This window comes from Variovorax nivicola (genome assembly GCF_051216475.1).
Lineage (GTDB): Bacteria > Pseudomonadota > Gammaproteobacteria > Burkholderiales > Burkholderiaceae_C > Variovorax.
In genome coordinates this window covers 256145-275889 of record NZ_JBPJZK010000002.1, presented here as the reverse complement: position 1 = coordinate 275889, position 19745 = coordinate 256145, and the positions used below count along the sequence as shown (strand labels likewise).

Genomic DNA, 19745 nt, shown 5'->3' with positions numbered 1-19745 from the left:
CTGCTGGCCACCGATCAACCGATCACCTTGGTGGCGGTTGCGTCGAGCTTGGGCGGGTTCTCGAAGGTGTGGAACGGTGCCGGCGAAGGCACTTCCCACTCGAGGCCTTCGGCGCCTTCCCACGGCTTCTGCGTGGCCTTCTCGCCCTTGCCGCGCATGGTGGGCAGCACGATGAAGAGGAAGAAGTACACCTGCGCGAAGCCGAAGAAGAATGCACCGACCGAAGCCACGGCGTTGAAGTCAGCGAACTGCATCGGATAGTCGGCATAGCGTCGCGGCATGCCAGCCAGGCCCAGGAAGTGCATCGGGAAGAAGGTCACGTTGAACGAGATCAGCGACCACCAGAAGTGCACCTTGCCGCGCGTTTCGTTGTACATCACGCCGGTCCACTTGGGCACCCAGTAGTAGAAGCCCGAGAACATGGCGAACAGCGAGCCGGCCACCAGCACATAGTGGAAGTGGGCCACCACGTAGTAGGTGTCCTGCAGCTGCGTGTCGATGGGTGCAACCGCGAGGATCAGGCCGGTGAAGCCGCCCATCGTGAACACGAAGATGAAGCCGACCGCGAACAGCATGGGTGTCTCGAAGGTCATCGAGCCCTGCCACATGGTGGCGATCCAGTTGAAGATCTTCACGGCCGTGGGCACCGCGATCAGCATGGTCGCGTACATGAAGAACAGCTGGCCGGTGAGCGGCATGCCCGTCGTGAACATGTGGTGCGCCCACACGATGAACGACAGGATAGCGATCGACGAGGTGGCGTACACCATCGAGGCGTAGCCGAACAGGCGCTTGCGGGCAAAGGCCGGCACCACCTGGCTGATGATGCCGAAGGCCGGCAAGATCATGATGTAGACCTCGGGGTGGCCGAAGAACCAGAAGATGTGCTGGTACATCACCGGGTCGCCGCCGCCGGCGGGGTTGAAGAAGCTGGTGCCGAAGTGGCGGTCGGTCAGCGTCATCGTGATGGCGCCTGCGAGCACGGGCATCACGGCGATCAGCAGGTAGGCGGTGATGAGCCAGGTCCAGCAGAACATCGGCATCTTCATCAGCGTCATGCCGGGGGCGCGCATGTTGAGGATGGTCACGATGATGTTGATCGAACCCATGATCGACGAGGCGCCCATGATGTGCATCGCGAAGATGCCGGCGTCCATCGAGGGGCCCATCTGCAGCGTGAGCGGCGCGTACAGCGTCCAGCCGGCAGCGGGTGCGCCGCCGGGCATGAAGAACGAGCCCACCAGCATCAGCGCCGCGGGAATCAGCAGCCAGAAGCTGAAGTTGTTCATGCGCGCGAAGGCCATGTCGGAGGCGCCCACCTGCAGCGGGACCATCCAGTTCGCGAAGCCCACGAAGGCCGGCATGATGGCGCCGAACACCATGATCAGGCCGTGCATGGTGGTGAACTGGTTGAACAGTTCGGGGTTCACCAATTGCAGGCCGGGCTGGAACAGCTCGGCGCGGATCAGCAGCGCAAGCACGCCGCCCACCATCAGCATCGTAAAGCTGAACAGCAGATAGAGCGTGCCGATGTCCTTGTGGTTGGTCGCGAACACCCAGCGGCGCCAGCCGGTGGGCGCGTGGTGATCGTGATGCTCGTCGTGTGCGTGGTCGCCGGGGACTGCGTGACCGTGGGGGTCGAGGACTGCACTCATTTCGTTGTTCCTTGCAATTTCTTCGTCGCGGGGCGCTGCTGCCGCATCACTTGGCGCGCAGGGCCAGCACTTCGGCCGGCTGCACCAGCTGGCCCGTCTTGTTCGACCAGCTGTTCTTGGTGTACGTGGCCACGGCCGCGAGGTCGGTATCGCTCAGCTGCTTCCAGGAGGGCATCGCGCCGTTGTTCTGGCCGGTGAGCAGCACCGTCAGCTGGATCTTGTGATCGGCGTCGGTCACCTTCGCGGAGCCGTCGAGCGGCTTGATCGGGCCCGCGCCCTTGCCGTTGGCCTGGTGGCAGGCTGCGCAGTTGGCGGCATAAACCTTTTCGCCTCGCACCAGCATGTCGGGCAGCGCCCAGACCTTGGTCGGGTCGTCGAGCTTGGCGGCAGCTTCCTTGCGCTTGGCGGCCACCCAGGTCGTGTAGTCGGCGGACGAGACCACCTTCACGTGGATGGGCATGTAGGCGTGTTCCTTGCCGCACAGTTCCTGGCACTGGCCGTAGTAGTCGCCCACGGTCTCGGCGCGGAACCAAGTGTCGCGCACGAAGCCGGGGATCGCGTCCTGCTTGAGGCCCAGCTGCGGCACGGCGAAGGCGTGGATCACGTCGTTCGCAGTGGTGATGATGCGGATCTTCTTGTTGACCGGCACCACCAGCGGGTTGTCGACCTTGAGCAGGTAGTCGTCGGGCATCGCGCCCTTGGCGCCTGCGTCGGACATGGCGCGCTGCGAGCTGTCGAGCGTGGAGATGAAGGCCAGGCCCTCGCCTTCGCCGTTCAGGTAGTCGTAGCCCCACTTCCACTGGTAGCCCGTGGTCTTGATCGTAAGGTCGGCGTTGGTGGTGTCCTTCTGGGCCACCAGCACCTTGGTGGCGGGCAGCGCCATCACGATCACGATGAGGAAGGGCACGATGGTCCAGATGACTTCGACCACCACCGACTCATGGAAGTTGGCCGCCTTGTGGCCGACCGACTTGCGGTGCTTCCAGATCGAATAGAACATGACCGCGAACACGGCGACGAAGATGACCGTGCACAGGATCATCATGATCGTGTGGAGCAGATGCTGCTCCTGCGCGATCTTGGTCACACCGACCGGAAGATTCAGCTGGCGCACCGAGGGGCCGCCGGGCAGATCGTTGACTGCGTGCGCCGCGCTGCTGAAAGCCGCGCCGGCCGCCAGCAACAGATTCGCCGGCCTGTACTTATTGCGCCAAATGCTCTTCATCGTGTTCACGTTTCTTCAATTTTTTCGACAAACCCAACCGTGCAGCACTGCGCGAGCCCCCTCAGGCGCCACGCAACGCCATGCGAATCTCGCGGGCCAAAGCCGCACGCAACTCCGGGCGTACATAGCGCCCCACCCTGACCGATCGACCCTGCCCCGAGACCTCGATCAGCGAGCGATCGCCGGTCTGGGGTTCGATCCGCACCTGGTGCGGAAGAAATTCCGTGCGTTCGTAGTGCCCGCCGTTCTCCAGCTCCACGACGAGCCGCCCTTCCTGCAGCGCGATCTTTTCGCCGTCGGTCGCATGCCGTGCATAGACCATGAACGCAAATCCGACAGCGGCCAGTTCGAGCCAGGCAAAAGGCAGTACCAGCGGCGCACCGTGCAGCCAGAACAGGGTGCCGATGCCGAGCGATACCACGCACAGCGAAGCGTAGAGCCAGCCCAGCTGGCTCGGCGTCACCGAGCAATTTCGCTTCAGGAACCAGTGGATGCTCTGGCCTGAAACGGTGGCAAATCGAAACACGGAATTCGACACGGGCGAGTTCAGCAAATCGGTGCGTCGACGGTCGCCAAACCCCTCGTACAAACAGGATTCGACACCCCTCGATCGCGGGACAATACCCGCGAGTTTCACGCAACGGCGGATTGTAGCGGGTAGATATCTGCGCCCGAGTGCCCTGTGGGACGCCTACGGGTCACTACTAGTAGGCAAAAAACGGCTCGTGCGCCAAGCGTTCTTGCCGCGCAATCAACAGGCGATCGAACGGACGATCAAGCGCCCGGACGACCCCGTTGCAGCATCGAGCGCATCTCGCGCAGCGACACCGCGCTTTCGGCCGACAACGACACGCGCGGCGCCGGCTTGAACGCGTGGCCATAGATGACCTCGAAGGTCAGCGCGATGCGCCCACCGCCTTCTTCAGCCGGCGCGAGCTCAGGCAGCGCCTTCTTCAGCGACTGGTGCCAGGCCTTGCCGCGCAGCGCCGCAAAGCGCGACGGGTGCAGGTTGCGGCCCAGCGTGCGCAGCTCAGCGAGCGCTGCCTCGGGCGTGGCCCAGGTCAGCACGATGCGCTCCATGTCCATCACGGGCTCGGCGAAGCCGGCGTGCACCAGCATGTCGCCCCAGTCGTGCATGTCGGTGAACTCGTGGCCCGCGGCCGGCCAGCCGAGGCGGGCATGCAGCGCGCGCAACTCGCGTACCGTGTCGGGCCCGAGGCAGGAGAACATGAGGAAGCCGTCGGTCGCCACCAGCTTGTGCCAGTGCGAAATGAGCGCTTCGGGGTCGGCCGCCATGTGCAGCGACATGTTGGCCCAGAGCAGGTCGACGCCGTCTTCGGGCGGTGCGTCGAAGCGGGCCTTGCCGGCTTGCCAGCGGCGCGCGCTCCACCATGGCGCGCTCAGCGCCTGGCCTGTTGCGGCGGCCAGCGCGGGCTCCGGTTCGATCACGAAAGAAGCGGCGTCCTTGTAGCGGCGGGCGACGAGCTCGTGCGCCTCAAGGCCGCTGCGCAGCGGCGCCCAGTCGGCCCAGGTGCGGGGCTGGGCCTTGATCCATTGCAGCCGGTCTTCCATGCGGCGGCCGATTTCTTCGTGCAGCCAGGGGGAGCCGTCGGCAGGCGCGAGCTGGCGCCAGCGGGCGGCCGCCGTGGCATCGATGGTCGGCGGTCGTCGTGAGGGGTCGGTGGCCATGGGGCCGTGAGTATATTGAGGCGATGCTCAGCCATCGGGCCCTGTGGCCTTTCCTGCCTTTGAGGCCTCTCGGGGCCTTCACTTCGCTGCTTGCGCGGCTGCCCAGCCAGTGCGCGGTCTGCCGCGCCTGGCCTTCGCGCCCGGTGTGCGATGCCTGCGTGGCCCGCTTCGCCCCGCCCACCGCGCGATGCGGCAGCTGCGCCCTGCCCATGCCCGAAGGCGTAAGCCGCTGCGGCGATTGCGTGAAGCACCCGCCGCCGCTGGACGCCTGCCTCGCGGCCTGCACCTACGCGTGGCCGTGGCCGGACGCCATCGCCGCATTCAAGTTCCGTGGCGAGGCCGGCTGGGCCGGGCCGTTCGCCACGCTGCTGCGCAGTGCGCCCTGGGTGGAGCCAGCTCTGGAGGCCTGCGACACCGTGCTGCCGATGCCGCTGGCGCCCGGCCGGCTGCGCGAACGCGGCTTCAACCAGGCGCACGAACTGGCGCGGCGGCTCGCGCCCGCCAAGACCGATGCAACCCTGCTGCTGCGCACCCGCGAAACGCCCGCCCAGAGCGGCCTTTCGCGCGCCGACCGGCTGCGCAACCTGCGCGGCGCCTTCGCGGTGGAGCCGCTGCGCGCCGAAAAGCTGCGCGGCCGTCGCCTCGTGCTGGTCGACGACGTGATGACCAGCGGCGCCTCGCTGTTCGCTGCGGCCGAGGTGCTGCGGCTGGCCGGCGCGGCACACATCACCGCCGTCGTGCTCGCCCGCACCGATCCGCCGCGCTGAGCCGCCGACAATCGGCGCATGTTCCATATCGTCCTGGTCCACCCCGAAATCCCGCCGAACACCGGCAACGTGATCCGGCTCGCAGCCAACACCGGCTGCACGCTGCACCTGGTCGAGCCGCTGGGCTTTTCAATGGACGACCGCCTGCTGCGCCGCGCCGGGCTCGACTACCACGAGTACGCCGAGGTCAAGCGCCATGCCGACTGGCAGGCCCTGCTGGCCGCCGAGCAACCCGCCGCCGACCGCATGTTCGCCCTCACCACGCGCGGCACGCGGGCCGTGCACGACGTGCGCTTCCAGCCCGGCGACTGGCTGGTGTTCGGCTCGGAAACCAGCGGCCTGCCGCCCGCCGTGCGCGACGGCTTCGCCGAGCCGCAACGCTTGCGGCTGCCAATGCGCGAAGGGCAGCGCAGCCTGAACCTCTCGAATGCAGTGGCCGTGACAGTGTTCGAGGCCTGGCGGCAGAACGGCTTCGGTTGACAGAAAGAAACAAGGCCGCCACCCCTTCGGGCATCAGGGGCGCATCCGATCGGCAAGACGCGCCGTATGGAAGACATGCCGGCCGCAAAAGCGATCCGGCATCTGGTCCATCCACCGCTTTGCCCCAAGGAGTCTTGCCATGAATGCCATCAAGTCGATTGCCTTTGCCGCCTTCGCCACGCTTGCCCTCGCCAGCGGCGCCCAGGCCTTCCAGGGTGAACAGAACCCGCTGCCGCCCGCACCGTTCCAGTCGACGCTGTCGCGCGCGCAAGTGCAGGCCGAAGCGCGCCAGCCGCTGCAGATCAGCAACGGCGGCACCGGCGTGCAACAGGCCAGGAGCGGCAACGTCGACCGCAACGCGGTGCGCGCCAGCGCGCTGAGCATCACCCGCCAGGGCGCCGCCACTTACGGCGAAGTGACCGACCGCCGGATGTAAGAAGAAAGAGGAAGAAAGGCCGCCGCTTCCTCAGCGGTAGCGGCGCACCACCGACTCGGCCACGCAGGCCGGCTTGGCGGCGCCTTCGAGCTCAATGGTGGTTTCCCAGGTCATCTGAAAGCCATCGTTGGCAATCGCTTCAGAGGTCAGCAGCTTCATGCGGGCCCGCAGGCGCTTGCCCACAGGCACTGGCGACATGAAGCGCACCTTGTTCAGGCCGTAGTTCACGCCCATGCGCGACTCGACCACGTCAAGCGCCGTCTCGTAGAAGCGCGGCAGCAGCGACAGCGTGAGAAAGCCGTGGGCAATCGGTCCGCCGAAGGGGCCGGCCTTGGCCCGTTCGATATCGACATGGATCCACTGGTGGTCGCCCGTCGCCTCGGCGAACTGGTTGACCTGCTCCTGCGTGATGGTGATCCAGTCGCTCACGGCGACTTCCTGGCCGACGCAGGCGGCAAGATCCTGAAGGGTCTGGAATGTCTTTTTTGTCATGCGAGGCATTCTGGCGTCTGGGGCGCCCGCACGACTGTCGGGCGGGCGACAACCAGGCTCAGGGAAAACCGGGAGCAGGCTGGCGGCTCAGGCGTCGAGCCACACGCAGATCGGCTGCCACTGCTCCAGGTCGCGCTGCACGCGGCCGGGCGCGATGTCGAACAGCGTGAGCCCGCGCGCCGCGAGCTGCACGTAGTTCTGCGTGTCGCGCAGTTCGCCGATCACCGGCACGCCGAGCCCGGCGATGAACTCGTGGAGCCGGTCGGCCGCCAGCGTGCGGGCGTTCACGCGCATGCCGACGAGGCCGATCTTCGTTTTCTCGGCGCGGCGCTGCTCCATCAGCCGGTCGAGGAAATCGCGCGTCGCGTAGATGTCGAAGATGCTCGGCTGCAGCGGCACGATCACCCGGTCGGCCAGCGCCAGCACTTCCTTGAAGCGCCAGCCGTGCAGGCCGGCCGGCGTGTCGAGCACCGCGTGCGTGGTGCCGCGCGGCGGCCGCACCACCGTGCTCTCGCCCGTGGCTTCCCAGGTGGCGATGGGCCGGGCCAGTGGCGGGCGCAGGCCCAGCCAGAGCCGCGAAGACTGCTGGCGATCCACGTCGCCCAGCATCACGGCATGGCCGCGGCTTGCAAAATAGCCCGCGACATTCGTCGCGATCGTCGACTTGCCGACCCCACCCTTGGGATTGGCGACCAGAACCACCGGCATAAAGCTCTCCTCCAGAACTGGGACAGCTGGAATGGTAGTCGGTGGCGCGTTTTTGCCCGACGCACCGGCCCTGACTGAGATATGTTCGCGGGATGACGACAACAACATCCATGGGAAATCCCGCCGACAACTCCGGCGGCAATTCCAGCGGCATCTACGTGCTCGCGGCCCACCCGCACTGGCGCGACTCCCGCGTCAACCGCCGCATGCTCGCCGCCGCTCGCGCCGCGCCCGGCGTCGACGTGAACGACCTCTACGGCAGCTACCCCGACTTCGCCATCGACGTCGAGGCCGAGCAGGCCCGGCTCGCCCAGGCCAGCCTCGTGGTGCTGGTGCACCCGATCCAGTGGTACTCGATGCCCGCGCTGCAAAAACTCTGGGTCGACGACGTGCTCAGCTACGGCTGGGCCTACGGCCCCGGCGGCACGGCCCTGCAGGGCAAGGACTTGTGGCTGGTCGCCACCACGGGCAGCCCCGAAGCGAGCTACCACCCGCAGAACTACCACCGCTATTTCTTCGACGCCTTCCTGCCGCCCTACGAGCAGACCGCCGCGCTGTGCGGCATGCGCTTTCTGCCGCCGCTGATCTTCTACGGCGCGCGCAGCGCCAGCGAGGCGGATGTGAAGTCGCATGTCGAAACCTTCGCCCAGCGCCTGGGCAGCTACCCCGACTGGCCAGAGATCGAGGAGATCGACGCCTGCGTGGCCTGCCCCGTGCCCGAAAGCGACCGGCCGGCCGACGCCGGCGAGGCCGACAAGCTGGCCGCCAGCGCCTTCCAGGCCGCCATGACCCGCGGCCTCGCAACCGCCTCCGCGGACAACGACGACAAGAAGGCGGCCTGAGCATGGAACACGCACCCGCCTGGCTGACCAGCAGCCTGATCTACCTGGGCGCCGCCGTGCTGGTGGTGCCACTGTCGAAGGCCCTGGGCCTCGGCTCGATCATCGGCTACCTCGTGGCCGGCATCGCCATCGGCCCCTGGGGGCTGGGGCTCGTGTCCAGCGTCGAGGACGTGCTGCACTTTGCCGAGTTCGGCGTGGTGCTGATGCTGTTTCTCGTGGGCCTGGAGCTCGAACCCAAGCGCCTGTGGAGCCTGCGCCGCCCCATCTTCGGCTGGGGCGCCGCGCAGGTGCTGAGCTGCGCCGTGGTGTTGTTCGCCGTGGGCTGGGCCGTGGGCGCCGAATGGCGCGTGGCGCTGGTGGCGGCCCTGGGGCTGGCGCTGTCGTCCACCGCCATCGCGCTGCAGGTGTTCGGCGAACGCAACCTGCTGAAAACGCCCAGCGGCCAGGCCGGCTTCTCGATCCTGCTGTTCCAGGACGTGGCGGCCATCCCCATCCTCGCGCTGCTGCCGCTGCTTGCCGGCGCCACCGCGGCCGAACAGTCGATCACCGGGCTGGAGCGCGCGCTGGAAGCCGCGAAGATCTTCGGCGTGATCGGCGGCATCATCCTCGGCGGTCGGCTGCTGCTGCGCCCCATCCTGCGCTGGATCGCGCGCAGCGACACGCCCGAGATCTTCACCGCCGCCGCCCTGCTGCTGGTGGTGGCCATCGCGGCGCTGATGCAGCTGGTCGGCCTGTCGATGGCGCTCGGCGCATTCCTTGCCGGCGTGCTGCTGGCCGAAAGCGAATACCGGCGCGAGCTCGAAACCGACATCGAGCCCTTCAAGGGCCTGCTGCTGGGCCTGTTCTTCATTGCCGTGGGCATGTCGATCAACTTCGGCGTGCTGATCGCGAGCCCGTGGGTCATGGCGATGCTGGTGGTCGGCTTCATGGTCATCAAGCTGGTGGTGATCTATTCGCTTGCCAAGGCGATGGGCATCGCCTACCAGGAGCGGCCCGTGTTCACGCTGCTGCTCGCGCAGGGCGGTGAGTTCGCGTTCGTGGTTTTCCAGGCCGCGGGGCCCGACGTGCTGCCGCCCGAAATCACCTCGCTACTGATCGGCGCGGTGGCGCTGTCGATGCTGCTTTCGCCGCTGCTGCTGGTGCTGCTCGACAAGTTCGTGCTGCCGCGCTACAGCCGCAACACCGGCCCGCAGCTCGAAGAAATTTCGGAGCAGCAGGACGCCAAGGTGCTGATCTGCGGCTTCGGCCGTTACGGCCAGATCGTCGGGCGCATGCTGATGTCGCAGGGCCTGCGCGTGACGGTGCTCGATCACGACGCCGACACCGTCGAAGGCCTGCGGCAGTTCGGCTTTCGCGTGTTCTATGGCGACGCCACACGGCTCGACCTGCTGCGCACCGCGGGCGCCGGCACGGCCAAGGCCATCGTGGTGGCGGTGGACGACATCGAGCAGTCGCTCGAAATCGTCGACCTTGTGAAGGAGAACTTTCCGCAGGCCCGCATCATCGCGCGGGCGCGCAACGTGACGCACCTGTTCCAGCTGCGCGACCGCGGCGTGACGGAGGTCGAGCGCGAGGTATTCGAATCGTCTCTGCGCAGTGCCCGTGCGACGCTCGAAGCGCTGGGCTGGCCGGCGCATGAAGCGCGCGAATCGACCATGCGTTTTCGCCGCCGGAACATCAAGCTCAGCGACGAGATCTATCCGCACTACAAGGACCGCGCCAAGCTGATCGCCGCCAACAAGGCGGGCCGGCAGCAGTTCGAGGAACAGATGGCGCGCGAGCGCGAGGAGCGGCAGCGGCGCTCGGGGCGCGACTGGGAACGGCTCGACGGCGAGGAGACCGCGGCGAAAGAAGAAGCGGACGCATAGCGCCCGCGCCGCCTGTCAGGCCTCCAGCTTCAGCAGCCTGACCGCATTGCCCTTCAGGATGCCCGGCATCACCTCGGGCTTGAACCCCGCCGCCTCGAAGTCGCGCATCCAGCGGTCGGGCGTGATCAGCGGGTAGTCGCTGCCGAACAGGATGCGATCTTTCAGCAGCGTATTGGCGTACTGCACCAGCTGCTTCGGAAAGTACTTGGGGCTCCAGCCCGACAGGTCGATCCACACGTTGGGCTTGTGCGTGGCCACGCTCAGCGCCTCGTCCTGCCAGGGGAAGCTGGGGTGCGCCATCACGATCTGCATGTCGGGGAAGTCGATGGCCACGTCGTCCAGGTGCATCGGGTTGCTGTACTCCAGCCGCAGCCCGCCGCCGCAACGCATGCCAGAGCCGATGCCGCTGTGGCCGGTGTGGAAGATGGCCGGCAGGCCGTACTCGGCAATCACTTCGTAGATGGGCCAGGCCATCTTGTCGTAGGGGTGGTAGCCCTGCACCGTCGGGTGAAACTTGAAGCCCTTCACGCCGTGCTCCTCGATGAGCCTGCGCGCCTCGCGCGCGCCCATCTTTCCCTTGTGCGGATCGATGCTGCCGAAGGCGATCATGATGTCGCTGTTGTTCTTCGCGGCCTCGGCGATCTCCTCGTTCGGGATGCGGCGGCGGCCCATGTTCGATTCGGCATCGACCATGAACATCACCAGGCCGATCTTTCTTTCACGGTAGTACGCCACGCTCTCCGCAATGGTGGGCCGGCCGCTGGAGCCGAAGTACTTGTCGGCGGCGCGGTCGTATTCCTCGCCGTAGTTGTCGAAAGGGTTCCAGCAGCTCACTTCGGCGTGGGTGTGGATGTCGATCGCAATCAGGTTCTGGTGGTCCATGTGTTTGTCTCCAGTACGGGTAAGTCCCTAGCATCGGGCAAGCTCGAAAGCCTTGAATTGATTATTTCTCATAACCATAATCCAACGCAACCCCGAACACCATCATGACCAATCCAGACCTTCATATCGAGCTCCGCGACGAAGTCGCCATCGTCCGCCTGACGCGTGGCGCCAAGCGCAACGCGCTGTCCGACGGCCTGATCCTCGCGCTGCGCGACACCTTCGAAAAGCTGCCCTCCACCGTGCGCGCCGCGGTGCTCGACGGCGAAGGCCCGCATTTCTGCGCCGGCCTCGACCTGAGCGAGCTGAAGGAACGCGACGCCGGCCAAGGCCTGCAGCACTCGCGCATGTGGCACGCGGCGCTCGACCTCATCCAGCACGGCCCGGTGCCGGTAGTAGCGGCGCTGCACGGCGCGGTGGTCGGCGGCGGGCTCGAGCTGGCCAGCGCCTGCCACATCCGCGTGGCCGACCGCAGCACCTTCTACGCGCTGCCCGAAGGCTCGCGCGGCATCTTCGTCGGCGGCGGCGGCTCGGTGCGCATTCCCAAGCTGATCGGCGTGGCTCGCATGACCGACATGATGATGACCGGCCGCGTCTACAACGCCGAAGACGGCGAGCGCGCCAACTTCGCGCAGTACCTCGTCGACGAAGGCACGGCCTTCGACAAGGCCTTCGAGCTCGCGAAGCGCATCGCTACCAACGCACCGCTGACCAACTACGCGCTGATGCACGCACTGCCGCGCATCGCCGAACAGTCGGCCGACCACGGCTTCTTCACCGAGGCGCTGATCTCCGGCATCGTGCAGGCCGCGCCCGAAGCCAAGGAACGTGTGCGCGACTTCCTCGAAGGCCGCGGCGCCAAGGTGAGCAAGGGATGACCGCCGTCCGATACCGCCCCCTGGCCTTCGGCGTGACGCGCGCCGTACTGCGCGACGGCGCGCCGGGCACGCAGTACCTCACCGCCGAGACTCAGCTCGCGCCCTACCGCGAGCGCATGACCGACCGCCTCGCGCACTGGGCCGAGCAAACGCCCGATCGCACCTTCATCGCCCGCCGCGAACGGCTGGCCGACGGCAGCACCGGCGACTGGATTCGCGTGAGCTACGCGGAAGCACTGCAGAAGGCACGCGGTATCGGACAAGCCCTGTTGAACCGCGGCCTGAATGCCGAACGCCCCGTTGCCATCCTCAGCGAGAACGGCATCGATCACGCCCTGCTCGCGCTGGGCTGCCTCTATGCCGGCGTGCCCTACTGCCCCGTCTCGCCGCCCTACTCGCTCGTGAGCCAGGACTTCGAGAAGCTGCGCCACGTGTTCGACACGCTGACCCCCGGCCTCGTGTTCGCCACCGATGCCGCGCGCTACGGCCGCGCCATTGCAGCCGTCGTTCCCGCCGAGACCGAGGTCGTGATTGCAGAAGGCCAGCTCGAAGGCCGCGCCACCACCTCGCTCGATGCACTGAGTTCGACACCCGCCACTCCCGCCATCGACGAAGCCATGCAGTCGACCGGCCCCGACACCATCACCAAGTTCCTCTTCACCTCGGGCTCCACCAAGATGCCCAAGGCGGTGATCAACACGCACCGCATGTGGTGCGCCAACCAGCAGCAGCTGCGCCAGTCGATTCCCGCGCTGGGCGAAGAGCCGCCCGTGCTGGTCGACTGGCTGCCCTGGAACCACACCTTCGGCGGCAACCACAACGTGGGCATCGTGCTGGACAACGGCGGCACGCTCTACGTCGACGACGGCAAGCCCACGCCCGCCGGCATGGCCGAGACGCTGCGCAACCTGCGCGAGATTGCGCCCACCATCTACTTCAACGTGCCCACCGGCTTCGAGGCCATCGCGCACGCCATGGAAACCGATGCGGTGCTGCGCCGCAACCTGCTGTCGCGCGTGAAGATGTTCTTCTACTCGGGCGCCGCGCTGTCGCAGCCCGTGTGGGACAGCTTGCACAAGACGCAGGAGTCTGAAGTCGGCGAGCGCATCGTCATGGGCACCGGCCTCGGCATGACCGAATCGGGCCCCTTCGCGCTCTACGTGACCGGCCCCGACGTGAAGTCGGGCGACGTGGGCCTGCCCGCCCCCGGCATCGAATTGAAGCTGATCGACGTCGACGGCAAGACCGAGGTGCGCTACCGCGGCCCCAACATCACGCCCGGCTACTGGCGCGCACCCGATGCCACGGCAGAGGCCTTCGACGACGAAGGCTTCTTCTCCACCGGCGACGCCGTGAAGTGGATAGACGACGACAACATCCACCGAGGCCTGCGCTTCGACGGCCGCATCGCAGAAGACTTCAAGCTCGCCACCGGCACCTTCGTGAGCGTGGGCCCGATGCGCGCGAAGATCATCGCGGCCGGCGCGCCGTACGTGCAAGACGCGGTGCTGACCGGCATCAACCTGAAGGAAGTCGGCGCGCTGATCTTCCCGACGCAGAAAGTGCGGCAGCTTGCCGGCCTGGCCCCCGATGCAACGATGCAGCAGGTGCTCGAAAGCGCACCGGTGCAGGCGCACTTCCAGCAGGTCGCCGACACGCTGGCCGCAAGCGCCACCGGCAGCGCCAACCGCATCGCGCGGCTGCACCTGATGGCCGAGCCGCCGTCCATCGACAAGGGCGAAGTGACCGACAAGGGCTCCATCAACCAACGCTCCGTGCTCAAGCACCGCGCCGAGCTGGCCGATGCGATGCACGACGGCACGCTGCCTTTCACCGTCAAGCCCCGCTAACCCCATCCAGGAGACACAAGAATGAAGATCGAAGGACAAGCCGCCCTCGTCACCGGCGGCGCATCGGGCCTCGGCGAAGCCACCGCGCGCGAACTCGCCCGCCTGGGCGCCAAAGTCGCCGTGCTCGACCGCAACGCCGCGCTCGCCGAGAAGGTAGCGGCGGAGATCGGCGGCGTCGCCTGCGCCTGCGACATCACCGACACCGACAGCGTGAACGCCGCGCTCGACAAGGCTGCCGCAGCGCACGGCACCGCGCGCATCCTGATGAACGTGGCCGGCATCGGCAGCGCCAAGCGCATAGTCGGCAAAGACGGCAACCCCGCGCCGCTCGAAGACTTCGTGCGCGTGGTCAACATCAACCTGATCGGCGGCTACAACATGGCGCGCCTGTTCGCCGCGCGCTGTGCCAAGCTCGACGCGCTCGACAACGGCGAAAAAGGCGTGATGCTCTTCACCGCCTCGGTCGCCGCCTTCGACGGCCAGGTGGGCCAGCAGGCCTACAGCGCCTCCAAGGGCGGCCTGGTCGGCATGACGCTGCCGATGGCGCGCGACCTTGCGCAGCACGCCATCCGCGTGTGCACCGTGGCGCCCGGCCTGTTCGCCACGCCGCTGCTGCTGGAGCTGCCCGAGGCGGTGCAGCACTCGCTGGCCGCGTCCATCCCGTTCCCGCCGCGCCTGGGCAAGCCCTCGGAATTCGCCGAACTGGCCTGCCACGTCGTCACCAACGGCCACCTCAACGGCGAGGTGATCCGCCTCGACGGCGCGCTGCGCATGGCGCCGCGCTGAGCCGCACCTTTTCGCGTTCCCGAGTTCCCGCCTTACAACGTATCAGGAGACATCGATGACCTTCAAGAAGACCACCCTCGCCGCCGTGCTGGCGCTCATGGCCACCGGCATGGTCGGCATGGCCCATGCCGACATCACCATCGGCGTGGTGCAGCCGCTCACCGGCCCCGCCTCGGGCCTGGGCATTCCGGTGAAGAACGGCATCATGATCTGGCCCAAGACCATCGCGGGCGAAACGCTGAAGGTCGTCGTGCTCGACGATGCCACCGACCCGACCACCGGCGTGAAGGACGCGCAGCGCCTCGTCACCGAAGACAAGGTCGATGTGATCGTAGGCTCCAGCGCCACGCCGGTCGCCATCCCGATGGCCGACGTGACCGCCGAGGCCGGCACACCGCAGATCGCCACCGCACCAGCCGGCCTGCCGCCGGGCAAGGACAAATGGTTCTTCCGCCTGCCGCAGTCGAACGACGTGATGGCCTTCGCGTTGGTCGCGCACATGAAGAAGCAGAACGTGAAGACGGTCGGCTTCCTCGGCTACACCGACGCCTACGGCGAGCTGTGGCTCAAGGCGCTGACCGCCGAAGCCGCGAAGAACGGCATCAAGATCGTCGCCACCGAGCGCTTCGCGCGCGCCGACACCAGCGTGACCGGCCAGGTGCTGAAGCTCACCTCCGCCAACCCGGATGCGATCCTCATCGTGGCCTCGGGCAGCGGCGCCGGCATGCCGCAAAAAGCGGTGATGGAGCGCGGCTACAAGGGCAAGGTCTACCAGACGCACGCCGCCGCCACGCAAGACTTGATGCGCACCGCCGGCAAGGACGCCGAAGGCACCTTCGTGGTGTCGGGCCCCGCCACCGTGGCGGAGCAACTGCCCGACAGCCATCCGTCGAAGGCCGCCGCGGTCGCTTTCGTGCAGGGCTACGAGAAGGTTTATGGCCCCGGCTCGCGCAACCAGTTCGCCGGCCATTCGGTCGACGCGCTCACGGTGCTCGAAAAGGCCGTGCCGGTCGCGCTCAAGAAGGCCAAGCCCGGCACGCCGGAGTTCCGCGCCGCACTGCGCGACGCGCTCGAAAGCATGGGCCGCACGGTGCTCGCGCACGGCGTGCTCAACTGGACGGCGCAGGACCACTGGGGCTACACGACCGAGACCGGCGTGATGCTCAAGGTGGTGAACGGCGCCTTCAAGGTCGAACAGTAATCCTTCGCCACGACCTCACGCCATGGATCTTTCAATCGCCAGCATCCTGACGCTGGACGGACTCACCAATGGCGCGATCTATGCCCTGCTGGGCATGGGCATCGTGCTCGTCTTCACGGTGACCCGCGTCATCTTCATCCCGCAGGGCGAATTCGTGGCGTACGGCGCGCTGACGCTGGCGATCTTCCAGACCGGCAAGACGCCGGGCACGGTGTGGCTGCTGCTCATATTGGCCGGCGTTGCCGCGCTGATGGACCTGGTCACTACCTGGCGGCACAGCGGCAGCGCGGCGAGCGGACTGAAGGCAGCGCTGCGCACGTTCGCAGCGCCGGCCGTCATCTGCGCGATCTCGGCCTGGGCCGGGCCGCGCAACCTGCCGATCGGCGTGCAAGCGCTGCTCACGGTGTTCATCGTCACGGCCTTCGGGCCGCTGGTGTACCGCGTGGCGTATCAGTCGCTGGCGGGCGCGAGTTCGCTGGTGCTGCTGATCGTCTCGGTGGGCGTGCACTTTGCGATGACCGGGCTGGGCCTGCTGTTCTTCGGCGCGGAAGGCTTTCGCAACCCGCCGTTCTGGGACGAGCGCATGGCGCTCGGGCCGCTCAACGTGAGCGGGCAGGCGCTGATCATCTTCGGCGTGTCGGCCGCGCTGATCGTGCTGCTCTGGCTGTTCTTCGAGCGCAGCCTGTACGGCAAGGCACTGCGGGCCACAGCGGTGAACCGGCTGGGCGCGCGACTGATGGGCATCTCGACGCAGGCGGCGGGGCAGCTCACCTTCGCGATGGCGGCGCTGATCGGTGCGCTCTCAGGCCTGCTGATCGGGCCGACCACCACGGTGTTCTACGACTCGGGTTTTCTCATCGGCCTGAAAGGCTTCGTGGCTGGTGTGATCGGTGGTCTCGCCAGCTACCCCGGTGCGTTGCTTGGCGCGCTGGCCGTGGGCGTCATCGAGGCGTTCGGCTCGTTCTGGGCCAGCTCGTTCAAGGAAGTGATCGTGTTCACCATCATCCTGCCGGTGCTGCTGTGGCGTTCGCTGCGAAGCGGGCATTCGGATGAGGAGCACTGATGAACTGCTTCTCTTCGATTCGTCGCACTGTGCGCTCGGGACGCGCTCACGCCGACGGGGTACCTTGCTCCGCGAATGTCCCCCGGCCTGCGGCCTCCTCCTTTATTTCGCTGCGCAAGGCACCCCATCGACGTGAGCGTTGTTCAGAGCAGTTGTTGACCAGCCAGCACAAGCGCGACGCCCCTTGTGCGAAGAGCGTCGGGTGCTCCCCGCAGCGAAATAAAGGAGGAGCCGAAGGCGGGGGACATTCGCGGAGGGGAGCACCCGGCGCTCTTCGCACGCGCCCCGGACAAACCCACGACAAGCAAGCGAAACAACGCGCAATGGATCACTGACATGGAAGCGCTACTGAACACTTCTTCGGCCCGCGTGCCCGACAAGAGCGCGCTGCGCACCTGGGGCCCGCTCGCGTTGATCCTGGTGCTGATCGCGCTGCCGCTGTTGCCCCTGCCCGACTTCTGGATCATTCAGCTCAACTACATCGGCATCTACACGCTGCCCGTGCTGGGCCTGGTGCTGCTCACCGGCGTGGGCGGCCTCACCTCCTTCGGGCAGGCGGCGTTCGTGGGCATCGGTGCGTACACCACCGCCTACCTCACGGTGAACACCGGCCTGTCGCCGTGGGTCACGCTGTTCATCGGGCTGGCGCTCACTGGCCTCAGCGCCGCGATCATCGGTGCGATCACGCTGCGCATGTCGGGGCACTACCTGCCGCTGGCCACCATTGCGTGGGCGCTGTCGCTGTACTACCTCATGGGCAACCTCGATGCGCTGGGCAAGTACGACGGCATCCTGGGCGTGAAGGGCTTGTCGTTGTTCGGCTTCGAGTTCGGCCAGCAACGGCTGTTCTACGGCGTGGTCTGGGCCTTTGCGATCCTCGCGGCGTTTGCGGTGATCCGCCTGCTCGACTCGCGCAGCGGCCGCGCCATCCGTTCGCTGGCGGGCGGCTCGCAGATGGCCGAGGCCATGGGCGTGAACACGCTGCGCTTCAAGATCGGCATCTTCGTGCTGGCGGCCATGCTCGCGTCGATCTCGGGCTGGCTGTTCGCGCACTTCCAGCGCACGGTGAACCCCTCGCCCTTCGGGCTGAAGATGGGCATCGAATACCTGTTCATGGCGGTGCTCGGCGGCGCGGCCCATGTGTGGGGCGCCATCGCGGGCTCGGGCGTGGTCAAGCTGCTCGAAGACCAGCTGCAGGTGCTGCTGCCCAAGCTGATCGGCACGGCCGGCAGCTATGAGCTGATCGTGTTCGGCATCATGATCGTGCTGGTGCTCAAGTACCTGCCCGAAGGGCTCTGGGCTTTTGTCGACCGGCGCCTGCCGCGTCCGCGCCGCAGCGTCGACTGGCAAGACGCGAAAGACCTGCCCGCGCGCACCAAGCCCGCAGCCGGCGAGGTAGTGCTCGACGTGCAGGCCATCCGCAAGACCTTCGGCGGGCTGGTGGCGGTGAACGACATCAGCTTCCAGACACGCGCCGGCCAGATCGTCGGCCTCATCGGGCCGAACGGCGCGGGCAAGTCGACCACCTTCAACCTGATCACCGGCGTGCTCGGCCTTTCAGGCGGCGCCGTGCGCTTCCGTGGCGAAGGCATCGGCGGGCTGGGCGCACGGCAGATCGCGCAGCGCGGCGTGTCGCGCACCTTCCAGCACGTGAAGATGGTGGCCGACATGACGGTGCTGGAGAACGTGGCGCTGGGCGCGCACCTGCGCGGGCGCAAGGGCGCCATCGCGGCCATGCTGCGGATCGACCGCGCCGAAGAGCGCGCGCTGTTCCGCGAGGCCGAGCGCCAGCTGCAGCGCGTGGGCATGGGCGCCTTGCTGCACGAACTCGCGGGCAACCTCGCGATGGGCCAGCAGCGCCTGCTGGAGATTGCACGCGCACTGTGCGCCGACCCGGCCCTGCTGCTGCTCGACGAGCCCGCGGCCGGCCTGCGCCACAAGGAAAAGGAAGCGCTGGGCAAGGTGCTGCGGCAACTGCGCGGCGAAGGCATGAGCATCCTGCTGGTCGAGCACGACATGGGACTGGTGATGGACATCTGCGACCACATCGTGGTGATGGAATTCGGCACGCACCTGATGGAGGGCACGCCCGCCGAAGTGCAGAACAGCGACAAGGTGCGCGCCGCGTACCTGGGCACGGAGCACTGACATGACAACCCCCTTGCTCCGCATCCGCAACCTGCACGCCGGCTACGGCCGCGCCGAAGTACTGCACGGCATCGACCTGCAGGCCGACCAGGGCAGCGTCGTCACCGTGATCGGCCCGAACGGGGCCGGCAAGTCCACCCTGCTCAATGCGCTGATGGGCGTGCTGCCCGCCAAAGGCGTCATCGAGTTCAAGGGCCAGCCGATCTCTGCGCTGTCGCTCGAAGAGCGCGTGATGCTCGGCATTGCGCTGGTGCCCGAGAAGCGCGAGCTGTTCGGCACCATGCCGGTCGAAGACAACCTCGTGCTCGGCGCATTCCGCCAGGTGCGGCTGCGCAACAGGCAATGGCGCGACCGCATCGACGAGGTCTACACGCTGTTCCCGCGCCTGAAGGAGCGCCGCGCGCAGCTGGCCGGCACGCTGTCGGGCGGCGAGCGGCAGATGCTGGCGGTGGGCCGCGCGCTGATGTCGCGCCCCACGCTGCTGATGCTCGACGAACCCAGCCTGGGCCTGGCGCCGCTGGTGGTGCAGGAGATCTTCCGCACCGTGGATGCGCTGCGCGCCACGGGCGTGACGATTCTGCTGGTGGAGCAGAACGCACGCGCCGCGCTCGAAGTGGCGGACCACGGCTATGTGCTCGAGATGGGCAGCGTGAGCCTGGAAGGCAAGGCGCAAGAACTCGCGGTCGATTCGCGCGTGATCGACACCTACCTGGGCACGGCAAGAAAAGCCGCCTGACGAGAAGAAAAGAAAGCCGCGGCATGCGCGGCAAGGAGA

Annotated in this window: 19 protein-coding genes; 12 read left to right on the top strand and 7 right to left on the bottom strand. The window is 67.2% G+C overall.

Annotated features, from left to right (window positions below):
- Nucleotides 1-14: 14 nt before the first annotated feature.
- The 4 genes from ctaD to ACSFBF_RS09800 all read right to left on the bottom strand — a co-directional run bounded on the left by ctaD (nt 15) and on the right by ACSFBF_RS09800 (nt 4569).
- Complete coding sequence (gene ctaD, locus ACSFBF_RS09815; protein WP_435466400.1) at nt 15-1655, bottom strand: cytochrome c oxidase subunit I; 1641 nt, start codon at nt 1653-1655, stop codon at nt 15-17.
- A 46-nt stretch (nt 1656-1701) separates the two neighbouring features.
- Nucleotides 1702-2880, bottom strand: coding sequence for a cytochrome c oxidase subunit II (gene coxB, locus ACSFBF_RS09810; RefSeq protein WP_435466398.1), 1179 nt, complete (start codon nt 2878-2880; stop codon nt 1702-1704).
- Between the two features lie 61 nt (nt 2881-2941).
- A complete protein-coding gene (locus ACSFBF_RS09805) occupies nt 2942-3418 on the bottom strand; it encodes a DUF2244 domain-containing protein (RefSeq protein WP_093057649.1) in 477 nt (158 codons plus the stop codon).
- A 236-nt stretch (nt 3419-3654) separates the two neighbouring features.
- The gene (locus ACSFBF_RS09800; protein WP_435459215.1) at nt 3655-4569 is read right to left on the bottom strand and encodes a class I SAM-dependent methyltransferase; all 915 of its coding nucleotides are present in this window, start codon (nt 4567-4569) and stop codon (nt 3655-3657) included.
- Between the two features lie 23 nt (nt 4570-4592).
- Here ACSFBF_RS09800 and ACSFBF_RS09795 point away from each other — a divergent pair, with 23 nt between their 5' ends.
- From ACSFBF_RS09795 to ACSFBF_RS09785, 3 genes are all read left to right on the top strand, one after another.
- Complete coding sequence (locus ACSFBF_RS09795; protein WP_435466396.1) at nt 4593-5336, top strand: phosphoribosyltransferase family protein; 744 nt, start codon at nt 4593-4595, stop codon at nt 5334-5336.
- Nucleotides 5337-5354: 18 nt separating this feature from the next.
- Nucleotides 5355-5816 (top strand): tRNA (uridine(34)/cytosine(34)/5-carboxymethylaminomethyluridine(34)-2'-O)-methyltransferase TrmL, encoded by a 462-nt coding sequence (gene trmL / locus ACSFBF_RS09790; protein ID WP_258353038.1) that lies wholly within the window; start codon nt 5355-5357, stop codon nt 5814-5816.
- Between the two features lie 139 nt (nt 5817-5955).
- Complete coding sequence (locus ACSFBF_RS09785; RefSeq protein WP_435466394.1) at nt 5956-6252, top strand: DUF4148 domain-containing protein; 297 nt, start codon at nt 5956-5958, stop codon at nt 6250-6252.
- A gap of 30 nt (nt 6253-6282) precedes the next feature.
- On the opposite strand, the gene ACSFBF_RS09780 is transcribed toward ACSFBF_RS09785, so the two are convergent.
- Together ACSFBF_RS09780 and ACSFBF_RS09775 are read right to left on the bottom strand one after the other, a co-directional pair.
- A complete protein-coding gene (locus tag ACSFBF_RS09780; protein WP_093057622.1) occupies nt 6283-6753 on the bottom strand; it encodes a MaoC family dehydratase in 471 nt (156 codons plus the stop codon).
- A 78-nt stretch (nt 6754-6831) separates the two neighbouring features.
- Nucleotides 6832-7452: a ParA family protein gene (locus ACSFBF_RS09775; protein WP_435466391.1), complete on the bottom strand. Its 621-nt coding sequence runs from the start codon at nt 7450-7452 to the stop codon at nt 6832-6834.
- A 92-nt stretch (nt 7453-7544) separates the two neighbouring features.
- Here ACSFBF_RS09775 and kefF point away from each other — a divergent pair, with 92 nt between their 5' ends.
- Together kefF and kefC are read left to right on the top strand one after the other, a co-directional pair.
- A complete protein-coding gene (gene kefF, locus ACSFBF_RS09770) occupies nt 7545-8294 on the top strand; it encodes a glutathione-regulated potassium-efflux system oxidoreductase KefF (RefSeq protein ID WP_435466389.1) in 750 nt (249 codons plus the stop codon).
- Between the two features lie 2 nt (nt 8295-8296).
- Nucleotides 8297-10162, top strand: coding sequence for a glutathione-regulated potassium-efflux system protein KefC (kefC, locus tag ACSFBF_RS09765; RefSeq protein ID WP_435466387.1), 1866 nt, complete (start codon nt 8297-8299; stop codon nt 10160-10162).
- Nucleotides 10163-10177: 15 nt separating this feature from the next.
- On the opposite strand, the gene ACSFBF_RS09760 is transcribed toward kefC, so the two are convergent.
- Nucleotides 10178-11044, bottom strand: a complete 867-nt coding sequence (locus ACSFBF_RS09760; protein WP_435466385.1) for an amidohydrolase family protein — start codon at nt 11042-11044, stop codon at nt 10178-10180.
- A gap of 104 nt (nt 11045-11148) precedes the next feature.
- Here ACSFBF_RS09760 and ACSFBF_RS09755 point away from each other — a divergent pair, with 104 nt between their 5' ends.
- From ACSFBF_RS09755 to ACSFBF_RS09725, 7 genes are all read left to right on the top strand, one after another.
- Nucleotides 11149-11922: a crotonase/enoyl-CoA hydratase family protein gene (locus ACSFBF_RS09755; RefSeq protein WP_435466383.1), complete on the top strand. Its 774-nt coding sequence runs from the start codon at nt 11149-11151 to the stop codon at nt 11920-11922.
- On the top strand, nt 11919-13772 hold the full coding sequence (locus ACSFBF_RS09750) for a feruloyl-CoA synthase (RefSeq protein ID WP_435466381.1): 1854 nt from the start codon (nt 11919-11921) through the stop codon (nt 13770-13772). The genes ACSFBF_RS09755 and ACSFBF_RS09750 overlap by 4 nt, the downstream gene beginning before the upstream one ends.
- Before the next feature lie 21 nt (nt 13773-13793).
- A complete protein-coding gene (locus ACSFBF_RS09745) occupies nt 13794-14558 on the top strand; it encodes an SDR family NAD(P)-dependent oxidoreductase (protein ID WP_435466379.1) in 765 nt (254 codons plus the stop codon).
- 55 nt (nt 14559-14613) lie between these two features.
- Nucleotides 14614-15759, top strand: a complete 1146-nt coding sequence (locus tag ACSFBF_RS09740) for an ABC transporter substrate-binding protein (RefSeq protein ID WP_435466377.1) — start codon at nt 14614-14616, stop codon at nt 15757-15759.
- 22 nt (nt 15760-15781) lie between these two features.
- The gene (locus ACSFBF_RS09735) at nt 15782-16822 is read left to right on the top strand and encodes a branched-chain amino acid ABC transporter permease (RefSeq protein ID WP_435466375.1); all 1041 of its coding nucleotides are present in this window, start codon (nt 15782-15784) and stop codon (nt 16820-16822) included.
- A gap of 336 nt (nt 16823-17158) precedes the next feature.
- A complete protein-coding gene (locus ACSFBF_RS09730; RefSeq protein WP_435466373.1) occupies nt 17159-18970 on the top strand; it encodes a branched-chain amino acid ABC transporter ATP-binding protein/permease in 1812 nt (603 codons plus the stop codon).
- Between the two features lies 1 nt (nt 18971).
- Nucleotides 18972-19706: an ABC transporter ATP-binding protein gene (locus tag ACSFBF_RS09725; RefSeq protein WP_435466371.1), complete on the top strand. Its 735-nt coding sequence runs from the start codon at nt 18972-18974 to the stop codon at nt 19704-19706.
- The last annotated feature ends 39 nt before the right edge of the window (nt 19707-19745 follow it).

Coding starts and splice junctions, on each gene's coding strand:
- ctaD (WP_435466400.1), bottom strand. CDS start 1,655: ATGAGTGCAGTCCTCGACCCCCACGGTCACGCAGTCCCCGGCGACCAC.
- coxB (WP_435466398.1), bottom strand. CDS start 2,880: ATGAAGAGCATTTGGCGCAATAAGTACAGGCCGGCGAATCTGTTGCTG.
- ACSFBF_RS09800 (WP_435459215.1), bottom strand. CDS start 4,569: ATGGCCACCGACCCCTCACGACGACCGCCGACCATCGATGCCACGGCG.
- ACSFBF_RS09795 (WP_435466396.1), top strand. CDS start 4,593: ATGCTCAGCCATCGGGCCCTGTGGCCTTTCCTGCCTTTGAGGCCTCTC.
- trmL (WP_258353038.1), top strand. CDS start 5,355: ATGTTCCATATCGTCCTGGTCCACCCCGAAATCCCGCCGAACACCGGC.
- ACSFBF_RS09785 (WP_435466394.1), top strand. CDS start 5,956: ATGAATGCCATCAAGTCGATTGCCTTTGCCGCCTTCGCCACGCTTGCC.
- ACSFBF_RS09780 (WP_093057622.1), bottom strand. CDS start 6,753: ATGCCTCGCATGACAAAAAAGACATTCCAGACCCTTCAGGATCTTGCC.
- ACSFBF_RS09775 (WP_435466391.1), bottom strand. CDS start 7,452: ATGCCGGTGGTTCTGGTCGCCAATCCCAAGGGTGGGGTCGGCAAGTCG.
- kefF (WP_435466389.1), top strand. CDS start 7,545: ATGACGACAACAACATCCATGGGAAATCCCGCCGACAACTCCGGCGGC.
- kefC (WP_435466387.1), top strand. CDS start 8,297: ATGGAACACGCACCCGCCTGGCTGACCAGCAGCCTGATCTACCTGGGC.
- ACSFBF_RS09760 (WP_435466385.1), bottom strand. CDS start 11,044: ATGGACCACCAGAACCTGATTGCGATCGACATCCACACCCACGCCGAA.
- ACSFBF_RS09755 (WP_435466383.1), top strand. CDS start 11,149: ATGACCAATCCAGACCTTCATATCGAGCTCCGCGACGAAGTCGCCATC.
- ACSFBF_RS09750 (WP_435466381.1), top strand. CDS start 11,919: ATGACCGCCGTCCGATACCGCCCCCTGGCCTTCGGCGTGACGCGCGCC.
- ACSFBF_RS09745 (WP_435466379.1), top strand. CDS start 13,794: ATGAAGATCGAAGGACAAGCCGCCCTCGTCACCGGCGGCGCATCGGGC.
- ACSFBF_RS09740 (WP_435466377.1), top strand. CDS start 14,614: ATGACCTTCAAGAAGACCACCCTCGCCGCCGTGCTGGCGCTCATGGCC.
- ACSFBF_RS09735 (WP_435466375.1), top strand. CDS start 15,782: ATGGATCTTTCAATCGCCAGCATCCTGACGCTGGACGGACTCACCAAT.
- ACSFBF_RS09730 (WP_435466373.1), top strand. CDS start 17,159: ATGGAAGCGCTACTGAACACTTCTTCGGCCCGCGTGCCCGACAAGAGC.
- ACSFBF_RS09725 (WP_435466371.1), top strand. CDS start 18,972: ATGACAACCCCCTTGCTCCGCATCCGCAACCTGCACGCCGGCTACGGC.